The 16,473-nt window shown below is 27.0% G+C and carries 17 protein-coding genes; 4 read left to right on the top strand and 13 right to left on the bottom strand.

Features of this window, described 5'->3' with window-relative positions:
- Window position 1: 1 nt before the first annotated feature.
- From BRSU_RS04600 to BRSU_RS14460, 5 genes are all read right to left on the bottom strand, one after another.
- Complete coding sequence (locus tag BRSU_RS04600; protein WP_048594096.1) at window positions 2–784, bottom strand: MlaD family protein; 783 nt, start codon at window positions 782–784, stop codon at window positions 2–4.
- 50 nt (window positions 785–834) lie between these two features.
- Window positions 835–1,614: an ABC transporter ATP-binding protein gene (locus BRSU_RS04595; RefSeq protein WP_048594093.1), complete on the bottom strand. Its 780-nt coding sequence runs from the start codon at window positions 1,612–1,614 to the stop codon at window positions 835–837.
- Window position 1,615: 1 nt separating this feature from the next.
- Complete coding sequence (locus tag BRSU_RS04590) at window positions 1,616–2,593, bottom strand: type I phosphomannose isomerase catalytic subunit (protein WP_048594092.1); 978 nt, start codon at window positions 2,591–2,593, stop codon at window positions 1,616–1,618.
- Window positions 2,594–2,631: 38 nt separating this feature from the next.
- Window positions 2,632–3,069 carry a 2-thiouracil desulfurase family protein gene (locus BRSU_RS04585; RefSeq protein ID WP_048594090.1) on the bottom strand — a complete coding sequence of 146 codons (438 nt, stop codon included), beginning with the start codon at window positions 3,067–3,069 and terminating at the stop codon, window positions 2,632–2,634.
- 221 nt (window positions 3,070–3,290) lie between these two features.
- Window positions 3,291–3,458: a hypothetical protein gene (locus tag BRSU_RS14460; RefSeq protein WP_157031449.1), complete on the bottom strand. Its 168-nt coding sequence runs from the start codon at window positions 3,456–3,458 to the stop codon at window positions 3,291–3,293.
- A 179-nt stretch (window positions 3,459–3,637) separates the two neighbouring features.
- On the opposite strand from BRSU_RS14460, the gene frr reads away from it, so the two are divergent.
- The 3 genes from frr to BRSU_RS04570 are packed head-to-tail and all read left to right on the top strand — an operon-like array spanning window position 3,638 to window position 5,816.
- Window positions 3,638–4,186: a ribosome recycling factor gene (gene frr / locus BRSU_RS04580; RefSeq protein ID WP_048594088.1), complete on the top strand. Its 549-nt coding sequence runs from the start codon at window positions 3,638–3,640 to the stop codon at window positions 4,184–4,186.
- A complete protein-coding gene (locus BRSU_RS04575; protein ID WP_048594086.1) occupies window positions 4,183–4,905 on the top strand; it encodes an undecaprenyl pyrophosphate synthase in 723 nt (240 codons plus the stop codon). The genes frr and BRSU_RS04575 overlap by 4 nt, the downstream gene beginning before the upstream one ends.
- 5 nt (window positions 4,906–4,910) lie before the next feature.
- Window positions 4,911–5,816, top strand: a complete 906-nt coding sequence (locus BRSU_RS04570; RefSeq protein ID WP_048594084.1) for a phosphatidate cytidylyltransferase — start codon at window positions 4,911–4,913, stop codon at window positions 5,814–5,816.
- Between the two features lie 159 nt (window positions 5,817–5,975).
- Here BRSU_RS04570 and BRSU_RS04565 read toward each other — a convergent pair whose 3' ends face one another.
- From BRSU_RS04565 to BRSU_RS04540, 6 genes are all read right to left on the bottom strand, one after another.
- Complete coding sequence (locus BRSU_RS04565) at window positions 5,976–7,556, bottom strand: amidohydrolase (protein ID WP_048594082.1); 1,581 nt, start codon at window positions 7,554–7,556, stop codon at window positions 5,976–5,978.
- Window positions 7,557–7,575: 19 nt separating this feature from the next.
- On the bottom strand, window positions 7,576–9,393 hold the full coding sequence (locus BRSU_RS04560) for an ABC-F family ATP-binding cassette domain-containing protein (RefSeq protein WP_048594080.1): 1,818 nt from the start codon (window positions 9,391–9,393) through the stop codon (window positions 7,576–7,578).
- Between the two features lie 109 nt (window positions 9,394–9,502).
- Window positions 9,503–10,918, bottom strand: coding sequence for a UDP-N-acetylmuramoyl-L-alanine--D-glutamate ligase (gene murD / locus BRSU_RS04555; protein ID WP_048594078.1), 1,416 nt, complete (start codon window positions 10,916–10,918; stop codon window positions 9,503–9,505).
- 123 nt (window positions 10,919–11,041) lie between these two features.
- Window positions 11,042–11,500 (bottom strand): hypothetical protein, encoded by a 459-nt coding sequence (locus BRSU_RS04550; protein ID WP_245158051.1) that lies wholly within the window; start codon window positions 11,498–11,500, stop codon window positions 11,042–11,044.
- A 254-nt stretch (window positions 11,501–11,754) separates the two neighbouring features.
- A complete protein-coding gene (locus BRSU_RS04545) occupies window positions 11,755–12,234 on the bottom strand; it encodes a hypothetical protein (protein ID WP_245158050.1) in 480 nt (159 codons plus the stop codon).
- 88 nt (window positions 12,235–12,322) lie between these two features.
- Window positions 12,323–13,201 carry a cation diffusion facilitator family transporter gene (locus BRSU_RS04540; protein ID WP_048594076.1) on the bottom strand — a complete coding sequence of 293 codons (879 nt, stop codon included), beginning with the start codon at window positions 13,199–13,201 and terminating at the stop codon, window positions 12,323–12,325.
- A gap of 247 nt (window positions 13,202–13,448) precedes the next feature.
- On the opposite strand from BRSU_RS04540, the gene fabD reads away from it, so the two are divergent.
- A complete protein-coding gene (gene fabD / locus BRSU_RS04535) occupies window positions 13,449–14,363 on the top strand; it encodes an ACP S-malonyltransferase (protein ID WP_012669742.1) in 915 nt (304 codons plus the stop codon).
- Window positions 14,364–14,499: 136 nt separating this feature from the next.
- Here fabD and ahpC read toward each other — a convergent pair whose 3' ends face one another.
- Together ahpC and BRSU_RS04525 are read right to left on the bottom strand one after the other, a co-directional pair.
- The gene (gene ahpC / locus BRSU_RS04530) at window positions 14,500–15,063 is read right to left on the bottom strand and encodes an alkyl hydroperoxide reductase subunit C (RefSeq protein WP_048594074.1); all 564 of its coding nucleotides are present in this window, start codon (window positions 15,061–15,063) and stop codon (window positions 14,500–14,502) included.
- A 146-nt stretch (window positions 15,064–15,209) separates the two neighbouring features.
- A complete protein-coding gene (locus BRSU_RS04525) occupies window positions 15,210–16,409 on the bottom strand; it encodes a MalY/PatB family protein (RefSeq protein ID WP_048594072.1) in 1,200 nt (399 codons plus the stop codon).
- Window positions 16,410–16,473: the final 64 nt, after the last annotated feature.

The following is a 16,473-nucleotide window of genomic DNA, read 5'->3' as shown; positions in this document are numbered from 1 at the left end:
TTTATTTTTTAGCTTCTGTCTCTCTGAAAAGCAAAAGAGAAGGATTATCTTTTATTTTTTCGCTAAATATCCTTAAATTATTAACTATTTCATTAAAATTAGTATGTACTTGAGGATCTTTCATTATAGCACCTATTGTACCTTGTCCTTTTTCTACATCATTTATAACATAAGATAAATCTCTAGCAATATTATTAATATATCCTAAAGTTGCACTTGCATTTGATATAGAATTATTTATGTTAGCTTCATTACTAATTATAACACCAGATATCAAATTTATAGTTTGAGAAAGATTACTTACTACTGCTGATAATTCTTGGAAATTTAAATCTTTACCTATATCTCCTATAGAACCTAATGTAGTTTCTATACTAAACGGTTCAACACCTTTTACTATAGTATTAGGAGCCATACTTGTCATACCTGTAGTATTTATAGCAGGAGGTGATACCATTATATATTTTTCTCCAAGTCCCAATCCTACAGTTTGTATGGAGAATTTAGTTCCTACTGGGATTATAACATTTTTATCAGTAATAAATAAAGTCACTCTAATAGTACCATCAGGATTTATAGCTATTTTTTCAATAAAACCTATTTGAATTCCGCCTCCTCTATATGAAACCTTACCATTTTCTTGTAAGTCCCCTATAAATACATAATCTACATATATCCTGTATCCATCACCCTTGAGTTTTATCTTACCCAATAATATTATAGCCCCTACAAATATAACAAATGTAGCAATAAAAAATATACCTAATTTAACTTTATTTTTCATGATTTTTCCTTATCCTAAAATTATATTTTATTTTTCATATATGAAATATATTAATCTTTTGGTCTAATACTCTCTATATCCTCGCCCTTTTTAGCTATACTGCTCATAAAGAAGAATTTTAAATGAGGATTTTCTGTTTCTGCTAAATGATCTGGATCTCCTCCTTCAATAATCTGACCTTTATAGAGCATTACAACTCTGTCAGACATTCTAAATACGCTAGTCATATCATGTGTAATAACTATACTAGTAACATTAAGAATAGACTGCATTTTTACTATTAAATCATCTATAACCCTAGACATAACTGGATCCAAACCTGTTGTAGGTTCATCATAAAGCAATATTTCCGGGTCCATTGCTATAGCTCTAGCCAGTCCGACACGTTTTTTCATACCTCCGGAAAGTTCTGAAGGCATTTTATGTTCTATATTAGGCATTCCTACCATTTCAAGAACTTCTGCTACTTTTGCCTTTATTCTTTCTTCAGGTATGTCTTTCTTTATTCTTCTAAGACCGAAACTTACATTTTCATACACATTCAAAGAATCGAATAAAGCAGCCCCTTGAAACACCATAGCAAACTTTTTTCTAACTTCTGTAAGTTCATTATCAGAAATTTTATTAATATCATGACCATCCACTATTATAGTACCGCTGTCAGGCTGAAGCAATCCCATCAAATGTTTTATAAGAACACTTTTACCGCATCCTGAATTTCCTATAACAGATAGCGTCTCTCCTCTGTTAACTTTAAGATTAACACCGTTAAGTACCTTTTGAGCTCCAAAACTCTTATGTACATCTTTTAATTCTATAATATCGCTCATATTATAAAGTTACCCTCAAAATTTTTATAATATCATATGTTTTAATGTAATAATCACCTAAACTAGCTGGAATTAAAACTGTTTTACCAGCATTAAGTTCGATAATATTATCAGTAATATTTGATTCTATATAACCTTTTCCTTCTAAAACAATAATTATTTCAAAACTTTCCCCATTAGTCTTTGAAGAATAGGTTTTATTTATAGTATATTCCTCTACTGTGAAATATTCATTAGAAAACACTGTATTAATTTCTAGTTTTTCATCTTTAAAACTATTCTTTTTATCAGATTTTAAATTGAAAGCATTAATATCTTTTATAACATTAAATGAATCTTCTATATGAAGCTCCCTAAATTTACCATTTTTATCCAATCTATTCCAATCATAAAGTCTATAAGTTACATCGCTAGGTGTCTGTATCTCAGCTATAACAGCATTGCCAAGTATAGCATGTATGCATCCGCTAGGTATATAGAAAGCATCACCTTTCTTTATGTCAAAATAATTGAACATATTTTCTATATTTTTATTGTTATTCAAAGAATTTTTTAAATCTTCTTTTGAAATATTTTCTTTAAGACCTATAAGAAGTTTTGCATCACCATAAGTTTCCATAACATACCACATTTCATTCTTACCATGTTTGTTATGTCTTTTATTAGCATATTCTTCATCTGGGTGAACTTGTATTGATAATTTATCTTTTGCATCTATAAGTTTTATAAGCAAAGGAAAATAATCATCTTTACACTTTGTTCCTAAAAGTTCAGAACCATATTCTTTTACTAAATAAGACAAAGTTTTTCCTTTAAGCTCACCATTAGATACTATATTATTATCATTAGGCAAATCGCAAATTTCCCAGCTTTCGCCTATAGTTTTATTTTTATCAAAAGGTTTCGAATATACTGAAACCAGAGAATTTCCGCCCCAAATAACTTCTTTTATTATTTCATTAAATTCTAATAAATACATAGTATAATTATATAAGATAAAATAAATAATTCAATATATTATAATCCAAAATATTCTTTTATCCCACTCTCTCCTATAATTTTTACTCCATTATTATAAAGCAAATCAGCACATATACCATTACCATTTATAACCATTTTACTAAAAGTTCCATCATATATTTTACCAAAACCGCAAGAAGGACTCCTCTCTTTTAATATAGCTAATTCTATTTTATATAGTTTTGCTAGTTTTAATACTTCATTAGCTCCATTAAGAAAATTTTCTGTTACATCTTCATTATTAATATTGATGACTCTGCCGTCAATAATTTCAGCAGGTTTTCTAGGAGTAGAAAGACCTCCGAGCTGTTCGGGGCATACAGGGATTAAGTTATACCCCATAGATATAACTTTTAGAAGTTCATTAGATTTATTATCATTGCTGTCATATCGGCATTTCAATCCTAATAAACATGCACTGACCAACACATTCATAAATTCTCTCTCATAGTTTATCTTAATATTATATACTAAAAATAATTTTATTTGTATAGAAGATAGAAAATTATTTTTTTATTAAAAAAATAAATTGCATTAATGTTTGATAAATTTGATATTATTATTAATATGTTCTTTTTTAATTCTTTTTTAAAAAATGCTTTTATGAATTCTTTATATTCATCTTATTTATAATAAGAAATACTAGGCATAAATACTTAATTGATATATAAATCTTTTAATCTAATAAAAACTTCTATTGCTTTTTTATAATTATAATTAAGTAAATATTTTTTTCCTAGATATAATAATCTACAATTCTTTAATTTATCAAACAAATTCATTTTATTTTTAAATTCTTCATAGATCTCTAATACACTTTTCATATACACTCATTATATATAAAAAATTAATGATATTGAGTGTATATATTTTACAATCTTTGTCAATTATAAAGTGAACAAATGCTATCAGAATTTATAAATAAAGAATTAACTTGACAATAGTATTATATTAAATTATAATCTACTAAATAAATTATTTTAAATTAAAGAGGTTTTTATCTATGTCAAAAGAATCATATAAAGATAGAATGGAAAAAGCAGTTTCAAGTTTACAAAATGATTTAAAAGGTATAAGAACAGGAAGAGCTAATGCTTCTATATTGGACGGGGTAAAAGTAGAGGCTTATGGAAGCAGCATGCCATTGAAACAAGTAGGCAACGTTTCTACACCAGATTCAAGAACTATCATGATACAGCCATTCGATAAAGGTTTAGTTAGTGACATAGAAAAAGCTATATTAAAAGCTGATTTAGGTTTCAATCCTTTTAATGACGGCGGAAACATAAGAATAGTAGTACCAGAACTTACCAAAGAAAGAAGAGAAGAGCTAAAAAAAGGTGTTAGACATAGAGGCGAAGAAGCAAAAATTGCCGTGAGAAACATAAGAAGAGATGAAAATGATAAAATCAAAAAAGAATTAAAAGATAAAACTATAACTGAAGATGAATCAAAATCTCAAGAGAAAAAAATACAAAATGATACAGATTCATACATCAAAAAAATAGATGAAATGATCACTACAAAAGAAAAAGAATTAGACACTATATGATTACTGATGAGCCGAATATACCTGAACATGTTGCTATAATCATGGATGGCAATGGAAGATGGGCTAAATTACATAATAAGAGCAGAAGTTTTGGACATAGAGCTGGAAGCGAAAATGTTATTAATATAGTAGAAGCCTGCTGTGAACTTAATATAAAATATTTAACTTTATATGCATTTTCAACAGAAAATTGGAAAAGACCGGAAGAAGAGAAAAAAGCATTATTTAAACTTTTAAAAGAATTCTATAAAAAAGAAATTAAAAGGCTTATTTCAAATAATATTTTAGTTAAACATATAGGCGATATTTCTGCATTTCCAAAAGATACTATAGAAACAATAGAAGAAACAGAAAAAGAAACTCTTGAAAAATGCAAAAATCCAATACTTACTGTTATTTTAGCTTTGAATTATGGTTTTAGAGATGAATTGAAAAATGCTTTAAAAAATATATGCTATGATGCAATAAACAGCAAAATAGATATAGAAAGTATTGATGAAAATTTTATTCAAAATTATTTATATACCAAAAACATACCAGACCCTGATTTCTTAATAAGAACATCAGGAGAATATAGATTAAGTAATTTCTTAATGTATCAGGCTTCATATAGTGAATTATATTTTACAGATATATTATGGCCGGATTTTTCTAAAGAAAATTTCAAAAAAGCTATAGAAGAATACTCAAACAGAAATAGAAGATATGGAGGTCTATAAAAATTATGAAGAAAAGGCTTATATCTGTAGCCGTAACATTACCATTATTTCTCATAGTAATGTTTTATGATAAAGTTATATTTTTATTTCATATAGCAATATTGGCTATATCTATTCTAAGTGCCTCAGAGATATTTTATATGGCCAAGGTACATAGACAAAAGAATTTAAGAACAGTTGTAGCAACTATGATAGCTATGGTATTAGGATATATCATAACTATATGCGATGTAAATGTATTTAAAGGCGATTTCTCCAATCTATATAAAATAGTAGAAACTAAACATCCTTCTATGGATTTATCATTGGTAATGGTTTTTGCTTTGATAGCTATACTATTTATCATTAATATGTTTAAAGTTCATGTATCAACATTTGAAGAAAAAGGAAGAGCCATATTAACCGCTGTTTTCTGCTTTATATATGTTGGTTTAGGAGTATGGCATATATCTCTTATGCGTTTTATGCCTAGCGGAAAATATTACATAGTATTTATTATGCTATGCGCTTGGTTTAGTGATACCGGAGGATATATCATAGGAAGAAAATTTGGTAAGCATAAATTATCCAATAGTGCTTCCCCTAATAAAAGTTATGAAGGTTTAGTAGGTATGTTTATATTCACAATACCTCTTTCAATATTATATTATTTTCTATATTCAAATGGATATTTAACTTATTTATTAGGAAAAAATATACCTAATTTCTCTTTTCCTCAATTAATGTTATTAACTGTAATATTCACATTAACAGGATTTCTAGGTGATATGGGTGAAAGTCTTATAAAAAGAATGTATGACACTAAAGATTCAAGTAAATTGTTTCCAGGTCATGGCGGAGTATTCGATATATTTGACAGCGTAATACTTACTGCCCCAATATCATATTATGTATTTTTACTACTACAATGATATAAGTATTTTATTATTATTACCTACCCATAAAATGAGCAAATAAATTTATTTTATTTTCTCATTTTATTGTTGTATTATTAAATTTTACACCATATAAAAAAGGATTTAACAATTAATGTTAAATCCTTTTTATTAACAATATGACATTAAACAATATCAGGCACTATAAACTATATCTCCGTCAATTATAGTTTTTAATATCTTAATATCTTTTATTTCTTTAGTATCAATTTCAAATATATCTCTATCTAAAACTACAAAATCAGCTAATTTATCTTCTTCAATACTGCCTTTTATATTATCTTCAGATGACATATATGCACTTCCCATAGTATACAAATAAACTGCCTCTTTAACTGTAAGTTTTTCTTGAGAAATCCATCCATTTTCAGGCCATCCGTTTAAATCCTCTCTATTAACAGCACAATGTATACCTTCCATAACACTAATACCATCAACAGGTCCAGATGATCCAAATCCAATATGAACTCCCATATCCTTAGCTGTTTTATATGCATAACAAGTAGAAGCTTTTTCTTTACCTACTCTCTCTTCAATTATATGCATATCATAGTGAAGGAATATAGGCTGATAATATATACCTACATTTAATTCTTTCATTCTTTCAAATAATTTTTTATCAGTTATCTGCGCATATATCAAACCATTTCTTCTATATTTAAAATCTTTTGTATTTTTGATTTTTTCTATTGAATTTAATGCCATATCTATAGCACCGTCTCCTGTAGCCTGTATAGCTAAAGAATAATCTAAACTATTAGCATAAGAAACCAATTCATCAAGATCTTCTTGAGTATACTGAGAAACTCCTCTAAAACCTTGAGCATCATTATAATCTTCTCTTAGCAATGCTGTTCTTGAACCTATACCTCCGTCTATAACAAGCTTTATACGGGCTACTTTAAATCTCTCATCATTAATATATTGATAATAGTAATAATCTCTAAAAGCATCTATATCTTTTTTATTAATAAACTGGGCCTGTTCGCATACTCTTATTTTTAATTTTTTCTCTCTATGCAATTTTTGATAGGCATCTATAATTTTTCTATAATCAAAATCAGGCAAACTTCTCAAATCATCTGTTTGAACTGAAGTAATTCCCATTTTGAAAAAAGCCTCTTGAGTATCTAATATTATTGATTTAAGAGTATCTATTTCTAATGATTTTATTTTTGATAATATTAATATCATATCTTTAGAACTTATAAGCCCGTTTTCAAAATCTATACTATCAGATTTCATTTCTTCTGTAATACCGCAGATTTCAAGAGCCTTGCTATTTGCAACTATCATTTCACCGCAGCATCTTCTGAATGCAACAGGATATTCTTTTGATATATTATCCAAATCATTTTTGGTGAGCATTCTTTTTTCTTCAAAATAATCCTGATTCCATCCCCATCCTATTATCCAGCCTTCATATTTTTGTGCATTTTGAGCTAAATCTAATACTTCTCTTATAGACATACATTTGCTTAAATCAAGCATCGTATTAAAACGAGCGTATTCAACAAAATTAACACAGCTATCATTAAATCCTGGAACAACTGTTTTACCTTCCAAATCGATTATATCATCAGCATTAGGAAACTTTTTTGCTACTTCTTCATTAGTACCGGCAAAAGCTATTCTTCCATTATCAACTGCTAAAGATTCATAGATACTATCATTTCTGTCCATAGAATAAATTTTAGCATTTTTAAAAATCCTCATTTATATCCTCCATTAAATATTATAACAAAGTTTTTATATTATCTATCTCTTCATTAACTAAAAGCCATTCATTCTCTGTTTCTTCTATTAGTTTTTTTACTTCCAAAAGCCTTTTACTTTTTTCATCATCATAATTTACAGATGTTTCAAAAAACTTCAATATTTCAGCTTCTTCTTTTTTATAATCTTCTATTTGTTTTTCATGTTTTTTAAGCAAAGACTCACATCTTGAAAGTCTGTTTCTAATTTTTTTTCTCTCTTCATAATTGTTACTGTTTTTATCATCATTACTGATGTTTTCTTTAGCATTATTTTTATTTTGATACTCTAATTCTTTTTCTTCCTCTTCTAAAGCATCAAGCCTTACCCTATAAACATAAGCCTCATAATCTCCAGAATAAAGAGAAAGCTTTTTATCTTTAACTTCTATAATTGTATCAGCAAGTAAACTAGCAAAAGTTCTATCATGCGAAGTAAAGAATATCGTTCCGCCATAATCTCTCAAAGAATTAGCAAGTGCCTCAACTGTTTCAAAATCTAAATGGTTAGTAGGCTCATCCAATATAAGTACATCAGCACATTGAGTGATGGCAGCAAGAAGTGATAGTCTAGCCATCTCTCCTCCGCTTAATACTTTTACATCTTTATTAACATCATCGCCTGAAAATAAGAAACTTCCTAAAAGAGTTAAAAGTTCCTGAGTTAATAATTCCTGCTTAGCATTCTTCTTTAAATAAGATAATACTGTATCATTAGAAGTTACATTTTTATAAGTATCCTCACCAAAATATGCTATCTTTATACCATAAGAATAATTATAAGCACCTGATACAGGATTAAGTCTCCCAGCTATAGTTCTTAAAAATGTAGTTTTACCTTCACCATTTTGTCCAAGCACCGCTACTCTGCTTCCTCTTGGTATTTCTATTCTTCCGCTTTTAGCAACTATTTTATCTCCATATCCAACTGCCAAATCATCAGATATAAGAGCAAAACCTTTCTTTTCAGGAACTTCTGGAAGTTTTATTCTTACATTCTTTGCTGGGTGATTAATTTCTATTGTTTTTAATTTTTCTATTTGCTTTATACGGGATTGTACAGCTTTTGCTTTAGTGGCTTTATATCTGAATCTCTCTACAAATCTCTCTAAATGTGCCTTTCTCTCCTCTATATTTTTATTATATTTTTTTATTGTATATTCTTTTTCTTCTTTGTATTCAAAATAATCTTCTATATTTCCTGGAAAATATGTTATTTTTGAATTTTCCATTTCAATAGTTTTTTCGCATGTTGTTTTTAAGAATTCCCTATCATGCGAAACTATTAAAAAACCTCCATTATAATCTGTTAAAAAATTTTCTAAATCTATTAATGTATTTAAATCCAAAAAGTTTGAAGGTTCATCTAATATTAAAAAATTAGGATCATAAAGCATCATCTCAGAAAGTTTAACTCTCATTCTATATCCGCTAGATAAACTTCCTAAATTATTATTAACTTTTATATGATCTATTCCGAATCTGCTTGCTATTTTAGAGCATTTCCAAGATTCTCTTCCTGTAACTCTTGTAAGATAATCTATTACCTTTTCATTATCATCAAAATCACCCTGCTGACGAAGATATCCTATTCTTACATCATCTGAAAATATTACTTCTCCGTCATCAGCCTCTTCAAGTCCCATAAGAATCTTCAAAAGTGTAGTCTTTCCTGCTCCATTTCTTCCAATCATTCCTATTTTAGATTTTTCCTCTATAAGAAGATTGACGTTATCAAGCAATACTTTATGAACAAATCTTTTTGATATATTAACTATATTTATAATACTTTTAGCCATATTTTTATTGTTAACTTAAATATTTTTCTTTATTATTAAACATTAATTCTATAATAATTTTAAAAAATATTCAAATATAAAAATGAAATAATTACATTAAATTATCAAATTATTCTTTAGAAATTTCACTAAGTTTATACACCAAACTCTTGAAATATTTTCCTCTATCCTCATAATTTTTGAACATATCAAAGCTAGTACAGCCTGGTGATAATAAAACAGTATCTCCATTTATTGATATAGCTGAAGCATAATTGAAAGCATCTGTCAAATCTTTAACTATAATTTTATTTTCAAAATGAAGCATATCTGAAAGAGCATTTGCCGCTTCTCCCATAAGTATAAGCTTTTTTACTCTAGCATTTATAATATTATTTAGATGAGTAAAATCTATATTTTTATTTCTTCCGCCCATTATGAGAATAATATCCTTATCAAAAGATTTTAAGGCACTCATTACAGAATTCATTGATGTGGCTTTTGAATCGTTAACATATTTTACTCCGTTAATTGTTGCAACTAACTCAACTCTATGTTCTATTCCTTTAAAATTATTCACAGCTTTTTCTATATAATCTACCGGTATATCATCTTTTAAACATATTAAAACTGCCGCCAATATATTAGCTATATTATGTTTACCTATAACTTTTCTATTAGCTATGGAAAATAATTTTTCATTTTCATAATATATACATTCATCTTCTTCATTATAATATATTGTAGCAAATTTACTTTTTAAAGAAAATGTAAGAAGCTTCATTTTAGAATTACCATTAAGCTCATTATACCAAATGTTAGTATATATATTATCATAATTGAGTATTAAAAAATCATTTTTATTTTGATTAATAGTTATATTCTTTTTTGTATTGAAATAATCTTCAATATCTTTATATCTGTCAAGATGATCTTCAGCTATATTTAATACAGCAGCTATATGAGCATGAAATTTTTCAACTGTCTCTAATTGAAAACTTGAAAGCTCTAATATAATATCTTCATCAGGCTCTATAGTTTCAATCTCTTTTGAAAAAGTGTTGCCGACATTACCAAGAAGTCTTGCTTTTTTATATGATTTTATTATATCATGCACTAATGTAACAGTAGTAGTTTTTCCATCTGTTCCTGTTACTGCGATATAATTTCTATTAGGAAGAAAATTATAAGCAAATTCAATTTCACCTATAATTTTTATATTTCTTCTTTTAGCTTCTTCAACTATAGGTATAGTATGGGGAATACCCGGTGAAATTATTATCAAAGTAATATTATCCAAAATAGATATATCCTGATTACCGAAAAATAATTTAACATCTTTATCTTTTAATGCTTCTATACTATCTTTAAGTTGTTCTTCTGTTTTACTATCGCTTAAAGCATATTTGATATTAACATTAAAAGTTCTGTTAATATCATATAGAGTATTAGCAATACTTACTCCGCTTCTTACAGTAGCTCCTAAAATTAATATATTCTGTTTTTTCAATACTTTTATATAAGTTTTATTCAAATCTAAAATCATTTTAACACCAAACAATTATTTTTATAAAAACTAATTATAACAAAATAATGATAAATTTAAATGATTTATTTATAATAATTTCTCACTTGAAAGATAAAAATTAATATTTACATAATAATAAATCTATATATTTACATCAATCTCTTTTATAGTATCATTATCAATATAATATATAATACCGAAATCATCATTGAAAAAACAATTGCTATTCTTTATGCTAATAATATTTTTTGCGGATTCATATTTTATATTATAACTTTTAATATTTATATAATCTTTATTGAAATCAAATGCAATTAAATTATCCTTATAAAAATATAGCTTACCATGAACTTCATGATTTTCATCTAAACTAAATAAATTAATATTAATACTATTATAGCTTTCTAAATATCTATACTTACTATTATCGCTATCATCTATTTTTATATCATCTATATTGTATAATCTTAATTGATTATAAATAAAATCTTCATCATTAAAATTTGTATTATCACAAGCCAAAACAAATCTATTATTATCTATAAAAGCAAGAGGTCTGTCCCAATTATAACCGCTTATATATTCATTAACAACATCCACTTGACATTTCTCATATTCTTTTATTATTGCTATGCTCGTCTACGACTAAAGGCTTAACTTAATAAATTAAGTTACACGCCTGTGTCCCTATGGGAAGGGCTACGACTCGCTTTTTATATTTTAATTCTAATATTTAAAAATTATTATTTATATTACTAATAAAAATCAGAGATTAATTCTATTATTTATTTTTTAAAGCGATAAACGAGCAGCTGATAACTTTAGTTGTTAGCTGAATTTTAGCGAGTTTATCGCTAGCAATAATAAAGAAAATGCTTATAATCTTTTGATACTAATAAATTGCTGTGAAAATAATCTATACCAAACTTTTCATCATCTCGGTTAATATCTGTTATCATCTCTTTAGTTTTTAATTTCATTATATTAATAGTATTCCATTTAGTTTGAGTGATAAGATGTATTTCATCATTAATAATACAAAATTCATTAGAATAGCTTGATACTTCAGAATGATAATCTTCTATTTTTAAATAAATTACTTCCAATGTTTCTATATTGATAACAGCAGAATTTAATCCTTTCTCCTCTGTTATAGATATATAAGGATACATTAATTTTAAAACTATAACTTCTTCTTTGGAATTTATAGTTTCTATTTTTATTAAATATTTATATGAATTATATTTTTTATTATACTTTATTAATTTAGAATCATCAGTAAATAAAAAATATTCTTCTAAATTTTTATCATTTAAAATGGCATTCTCTATCATAGTGTTTATGATAAAATAAAAATGAAAAATATCAATGAAAATCTACTCAGCCCGCCCACCCGCCCCTATTTTTTATTAGATTAGCATTTTATTTATATGCTTCTATATGTATAGTAGGCTCTATACTCAATCTTTCTCTTATAGCATTTTCAAATAATGTAGCCTTTGAATGAGCATCAAAAACGGTCATATCTTTAGGAAAACGCATATGAAAAGTTATTTCGCTATGATCTCCATAAGTATGTATATGAAAATGATGAAGATTTAAATCGGCATTATCTATATTCATTTCTTCAGCTATTTTTTTAATGCTCTCTATAGTTTCTTTAGAAGGGTATTCTCCTATCAAAGGTTTTACACTGGATTTAATAACATCAAAAGCAGCATAAAATATTACAAGTGAAACTAATATACTTAATACACTATCTAACCACCAAAAACTTTTACCAAACAAAATACCAACTAATATAATTATCGAAGTAACACTATCGCTTCTATGATGCCAAGCATCAGCATATAATGATTTAGAACCGGATTTTCTGTATCCCCAAAAAGAATACTGTGCTAATAATTCCTTAACAAGTATTGAAACAACCATAGCAATTATAGCTATAGTTGTAAATGAAGCTGATTTTTTATTCATAATGTTTTGAATAGCTTCAGAGAAAAAACTATACCCTATAAATACAAGCATTATCCCAACTATAAAACTTGTTATAAGCTCTATTCTTCCATGTCCGAAAGGATGTTCTTCGTCTGGAGGTCTTTTTGAAAATATTCCGCCTATTATGACTATTATACTGCTTATACAATCGCTTAATGAATGCCATGCATCTGCCATAATCGAAAGCGAACCTGTAAGTAAACCTACAGCATATTTGAAAGCAAATAATAATATATTGATGATTACAGATACTATACCCTCTATTATCATATATTTAGATTTCTTCTCATTACTCATATTCATTTTTATAACCCCAAATTAATTTTAAACATTGCATTAAAGATAATCAATTTAATATAAAATGTCAATTATTCAAATATAAATTGTTGTTTACAGATTAGAATCTTTTAACTTTAATTAAAATAATATAACTAATATAAGAATCATCAAAATCAAATTAATGTCTTGATAAAAGTTAATTTTTTTGTTAATATTTTATATTATTTAATTTTAAGAAAATAAAATATTTTTAATAAAAGGAGAATAAAATATGTCAAATATAGCATTTCTATTTCCAGGTCAAGGTTCTCAATGTGCCGGTATGGGAAAATCTTTGTATGATAATGTTGCTGAATCTAAAGCAATATTCGATAAGGCAGCTAATATTTTAGATGATGTTGATATCAAAGCATTATGTTTTGAAGGAAGCGAAGACGATCTTAAAAAAACAGAAAATACTCAGCCTGCTTTGGTTACAGTGGGTATGGCTGTTTATGAAGCTTTAAAAGCTAAAGGCGTTAAAGGAAATTTATTTGCTGGTCATAGTTTGGGTGAAATTACTGCTCTTTCAGCTGCAGGATATATATCATTTGAAGATGCTGTAAAAATTGCAAGAACTAGAGGCTTATTAATGGCTAAAGCTGGGGCTGATGCACCTTATGGTATGGCTGCAGTTATGGGATTAGATTATGATGCAGTTTCTAAATGTATGCCTGAAAATAAAGAGGTTGTTGCTGCTAATTACAATTTAAAAGATCAGATAGTTATATCAGGATTACTTAGTGCAATAGAAGCGGTTACTCCTAAACTTCAGGAGGCTGGTGCTAAAAGAGTACTTCCTTTAAAAGTATCCGGAGCTTTCCATTCTCCATTTATGAAACCTGCTGCAGACAGTTTAAAAGAATTCTTAGAAAAAATCGAATTACACAACAATGATAATAAAGTATTATCAAATGTTACAGCTGAAGTTCATGATTTTAATTCTATAAAAGAAAATTTATATAAACAAATGTTCTCAACTGTAAGATGGTATGACAGCATGCTTAATATGCAAAAACAAGGAATAACAAAAATATTTGAATGCGGACCTGGAAAAGTTTTAGTTGGAATGACTAAAAAAATCACTCCTGACATAACAGCATTGCCTGTATTTGATATTGATTCTTTAAATGCTGCTATTCAATAATATAATTAATTGAAAATAAAAAAGACAAGATTTATTTTATTAAATATTTCTTGTCTTTTATATTGCGAAAAATCATGCAATAAAAAAGGACATATAAAATTAATTATATGTCCTAATATTTTATATAGTTAATAGATTATAGCTTACCAACTAGATCGATTCCTGGTTTTAAAGTGTTAGCACCTGGTTTCCATTTAGCAGGACAAACTTCACCGCCATGTTCAGCTACATATTGAGCAGCTTGAACTTTACGTAATAATTCATTAGCATCTCTACCAATTCCCATATCATGTACTTCATAAGCTTTAATTTCGCCTTGTGGGTTTACGATAAAGCTTCCGCGTAATGCTTTACCTTCTTCTTCTACATATACTTCAAAGAATTTAGCTAATACACCTGTTGGGTCACCTAACATTGTATATTTAAGATTTTTAATAGTTGGTGTAGCATCTGCCCAAGCTTTGTGTACAAAATGAGTATCTTCAGAAACTGAATATACTTCACAATTAATTTTCTTTAATTCATCATATACTGTACCTAAATCAGCTAACTCTGTAGGACATACAAATGTAAAGTCTGCTGGATAGAAGAAAAATACACTCCATTTTCCTAAAACATCTTTAGTTTCAACTGTTTTGAATTCACCATCTTGATAAGCTTCAACCTTGAAATCTATTAATTTTTTATTGATTAAACTCATATTATAACTCCTTTTATTTATTGTTTGTATACTCTAACAATACATTAAATAATAGTTTTTGTCAAGTAAAAAAGTATCTATATTAGTAAAAATTACTAAAAAATATAATTTTTTCATAATTTTAATTTATACAAAAAATAAAAGCCTTATTTATAATTTTTAGTTTTAAGCTGCAAAATGACATTATCAGTAAAAATTCTTATATATTCAAAATTCGTAGCAATATTCAATCTTATAAAACCTTTATAATCTTTAGAAAACCATTCTCCAAAATCAACTGCTATTTTACAATCGTCTTGTATAAACTCTTTCACTCTATCGGGATTAACAACTTTTCTTAAATCTATAAAAGGCAAATATGTACCTTCTAAAGGACTTATTATTATATCAGGTACCTTTTCATTTAATTCATTTTTAATATAATCATAATTTCTTTTTATAGTTTTTAATAATCCGTCAAGCCAATCTGATCCATATTTATAAGCAGCCTCCGCAGCAACCATACCAAGTAAGCTTAATTCAGTTTTACTTATAGTATTAACATAATCATTGTATATCTTTCTAGTGTCTTCATTAGGTATAATAATATGTGAATTCAAAAGACATGCTAAATTAAAAGTCTTCGATGCAGAAGTTACTACTATCAATTTATCCATATACTTATCTTTATTTTTTATGGAAAGTGCAGATATAAAAGGACGAATTCCCAAATTTATATCCTGATGTATCTCATCTGAAATTATATAAACATTATGCCTTTTACATATATCAAAAGCTCTATCTATTTCTTCATCAGTCCATACTCTTCCTAGAGGATTATGAGGATTACAGAATATCATCATTTTAACATTGTTTTTTACAATATCATTTTCTAATCTATCAAAATCTATAGAAAAAATACCATTATCATTATTCAATACGCATTCTATTAAATTTCTTCCATTATCTTTAACAGCATTATGAAAAGGATAATATACAGGAGTAAGTATAATAACAGAATCATTCTTTTGAGTAAAAGCATTCACAAGCCAATATATAGAAGTTACAACTCCTGTAGAAAAACTTATCCATTCTTTTTTTAAATCTATATTGTATCTGCTTTTCTGCCAATTAAAAAAAGCCTCAAAATAACTATCCCATAAAACAGTATATCCGAAAACTCCATGAATAACTCTTTTATTTATAGCCTCTATTACTTCATTGGGTGCTTTGAACTCCATATCGGCAACCCACATAGGAAGCAATCCGTCTGTATTGAATCTTTTATCTTTTTTTGTTTCCCACTTTTCTGAATTTGTGCCTTCTCTGCTCACCAAATATTCATCATTAAATTGTTCTATTGTCATAAAATAATCCTAAATAAAAAATAAATATATATAAATATAACATTAATTTTAATTTTTCAAAATT

Origin of the sequence: Brachyspira suanatina, assembly GCF_001049755.1 — a bacterium.
GTDB lineage: Bacteria > Spirochaetota > Brachyspiria > Brachyspirales > Brachyspiraceae > Brachyspira > Brachyspira suanatina.
This window is presented reverse-complemented; position numbering and strand designations above follow the sequence as displayed.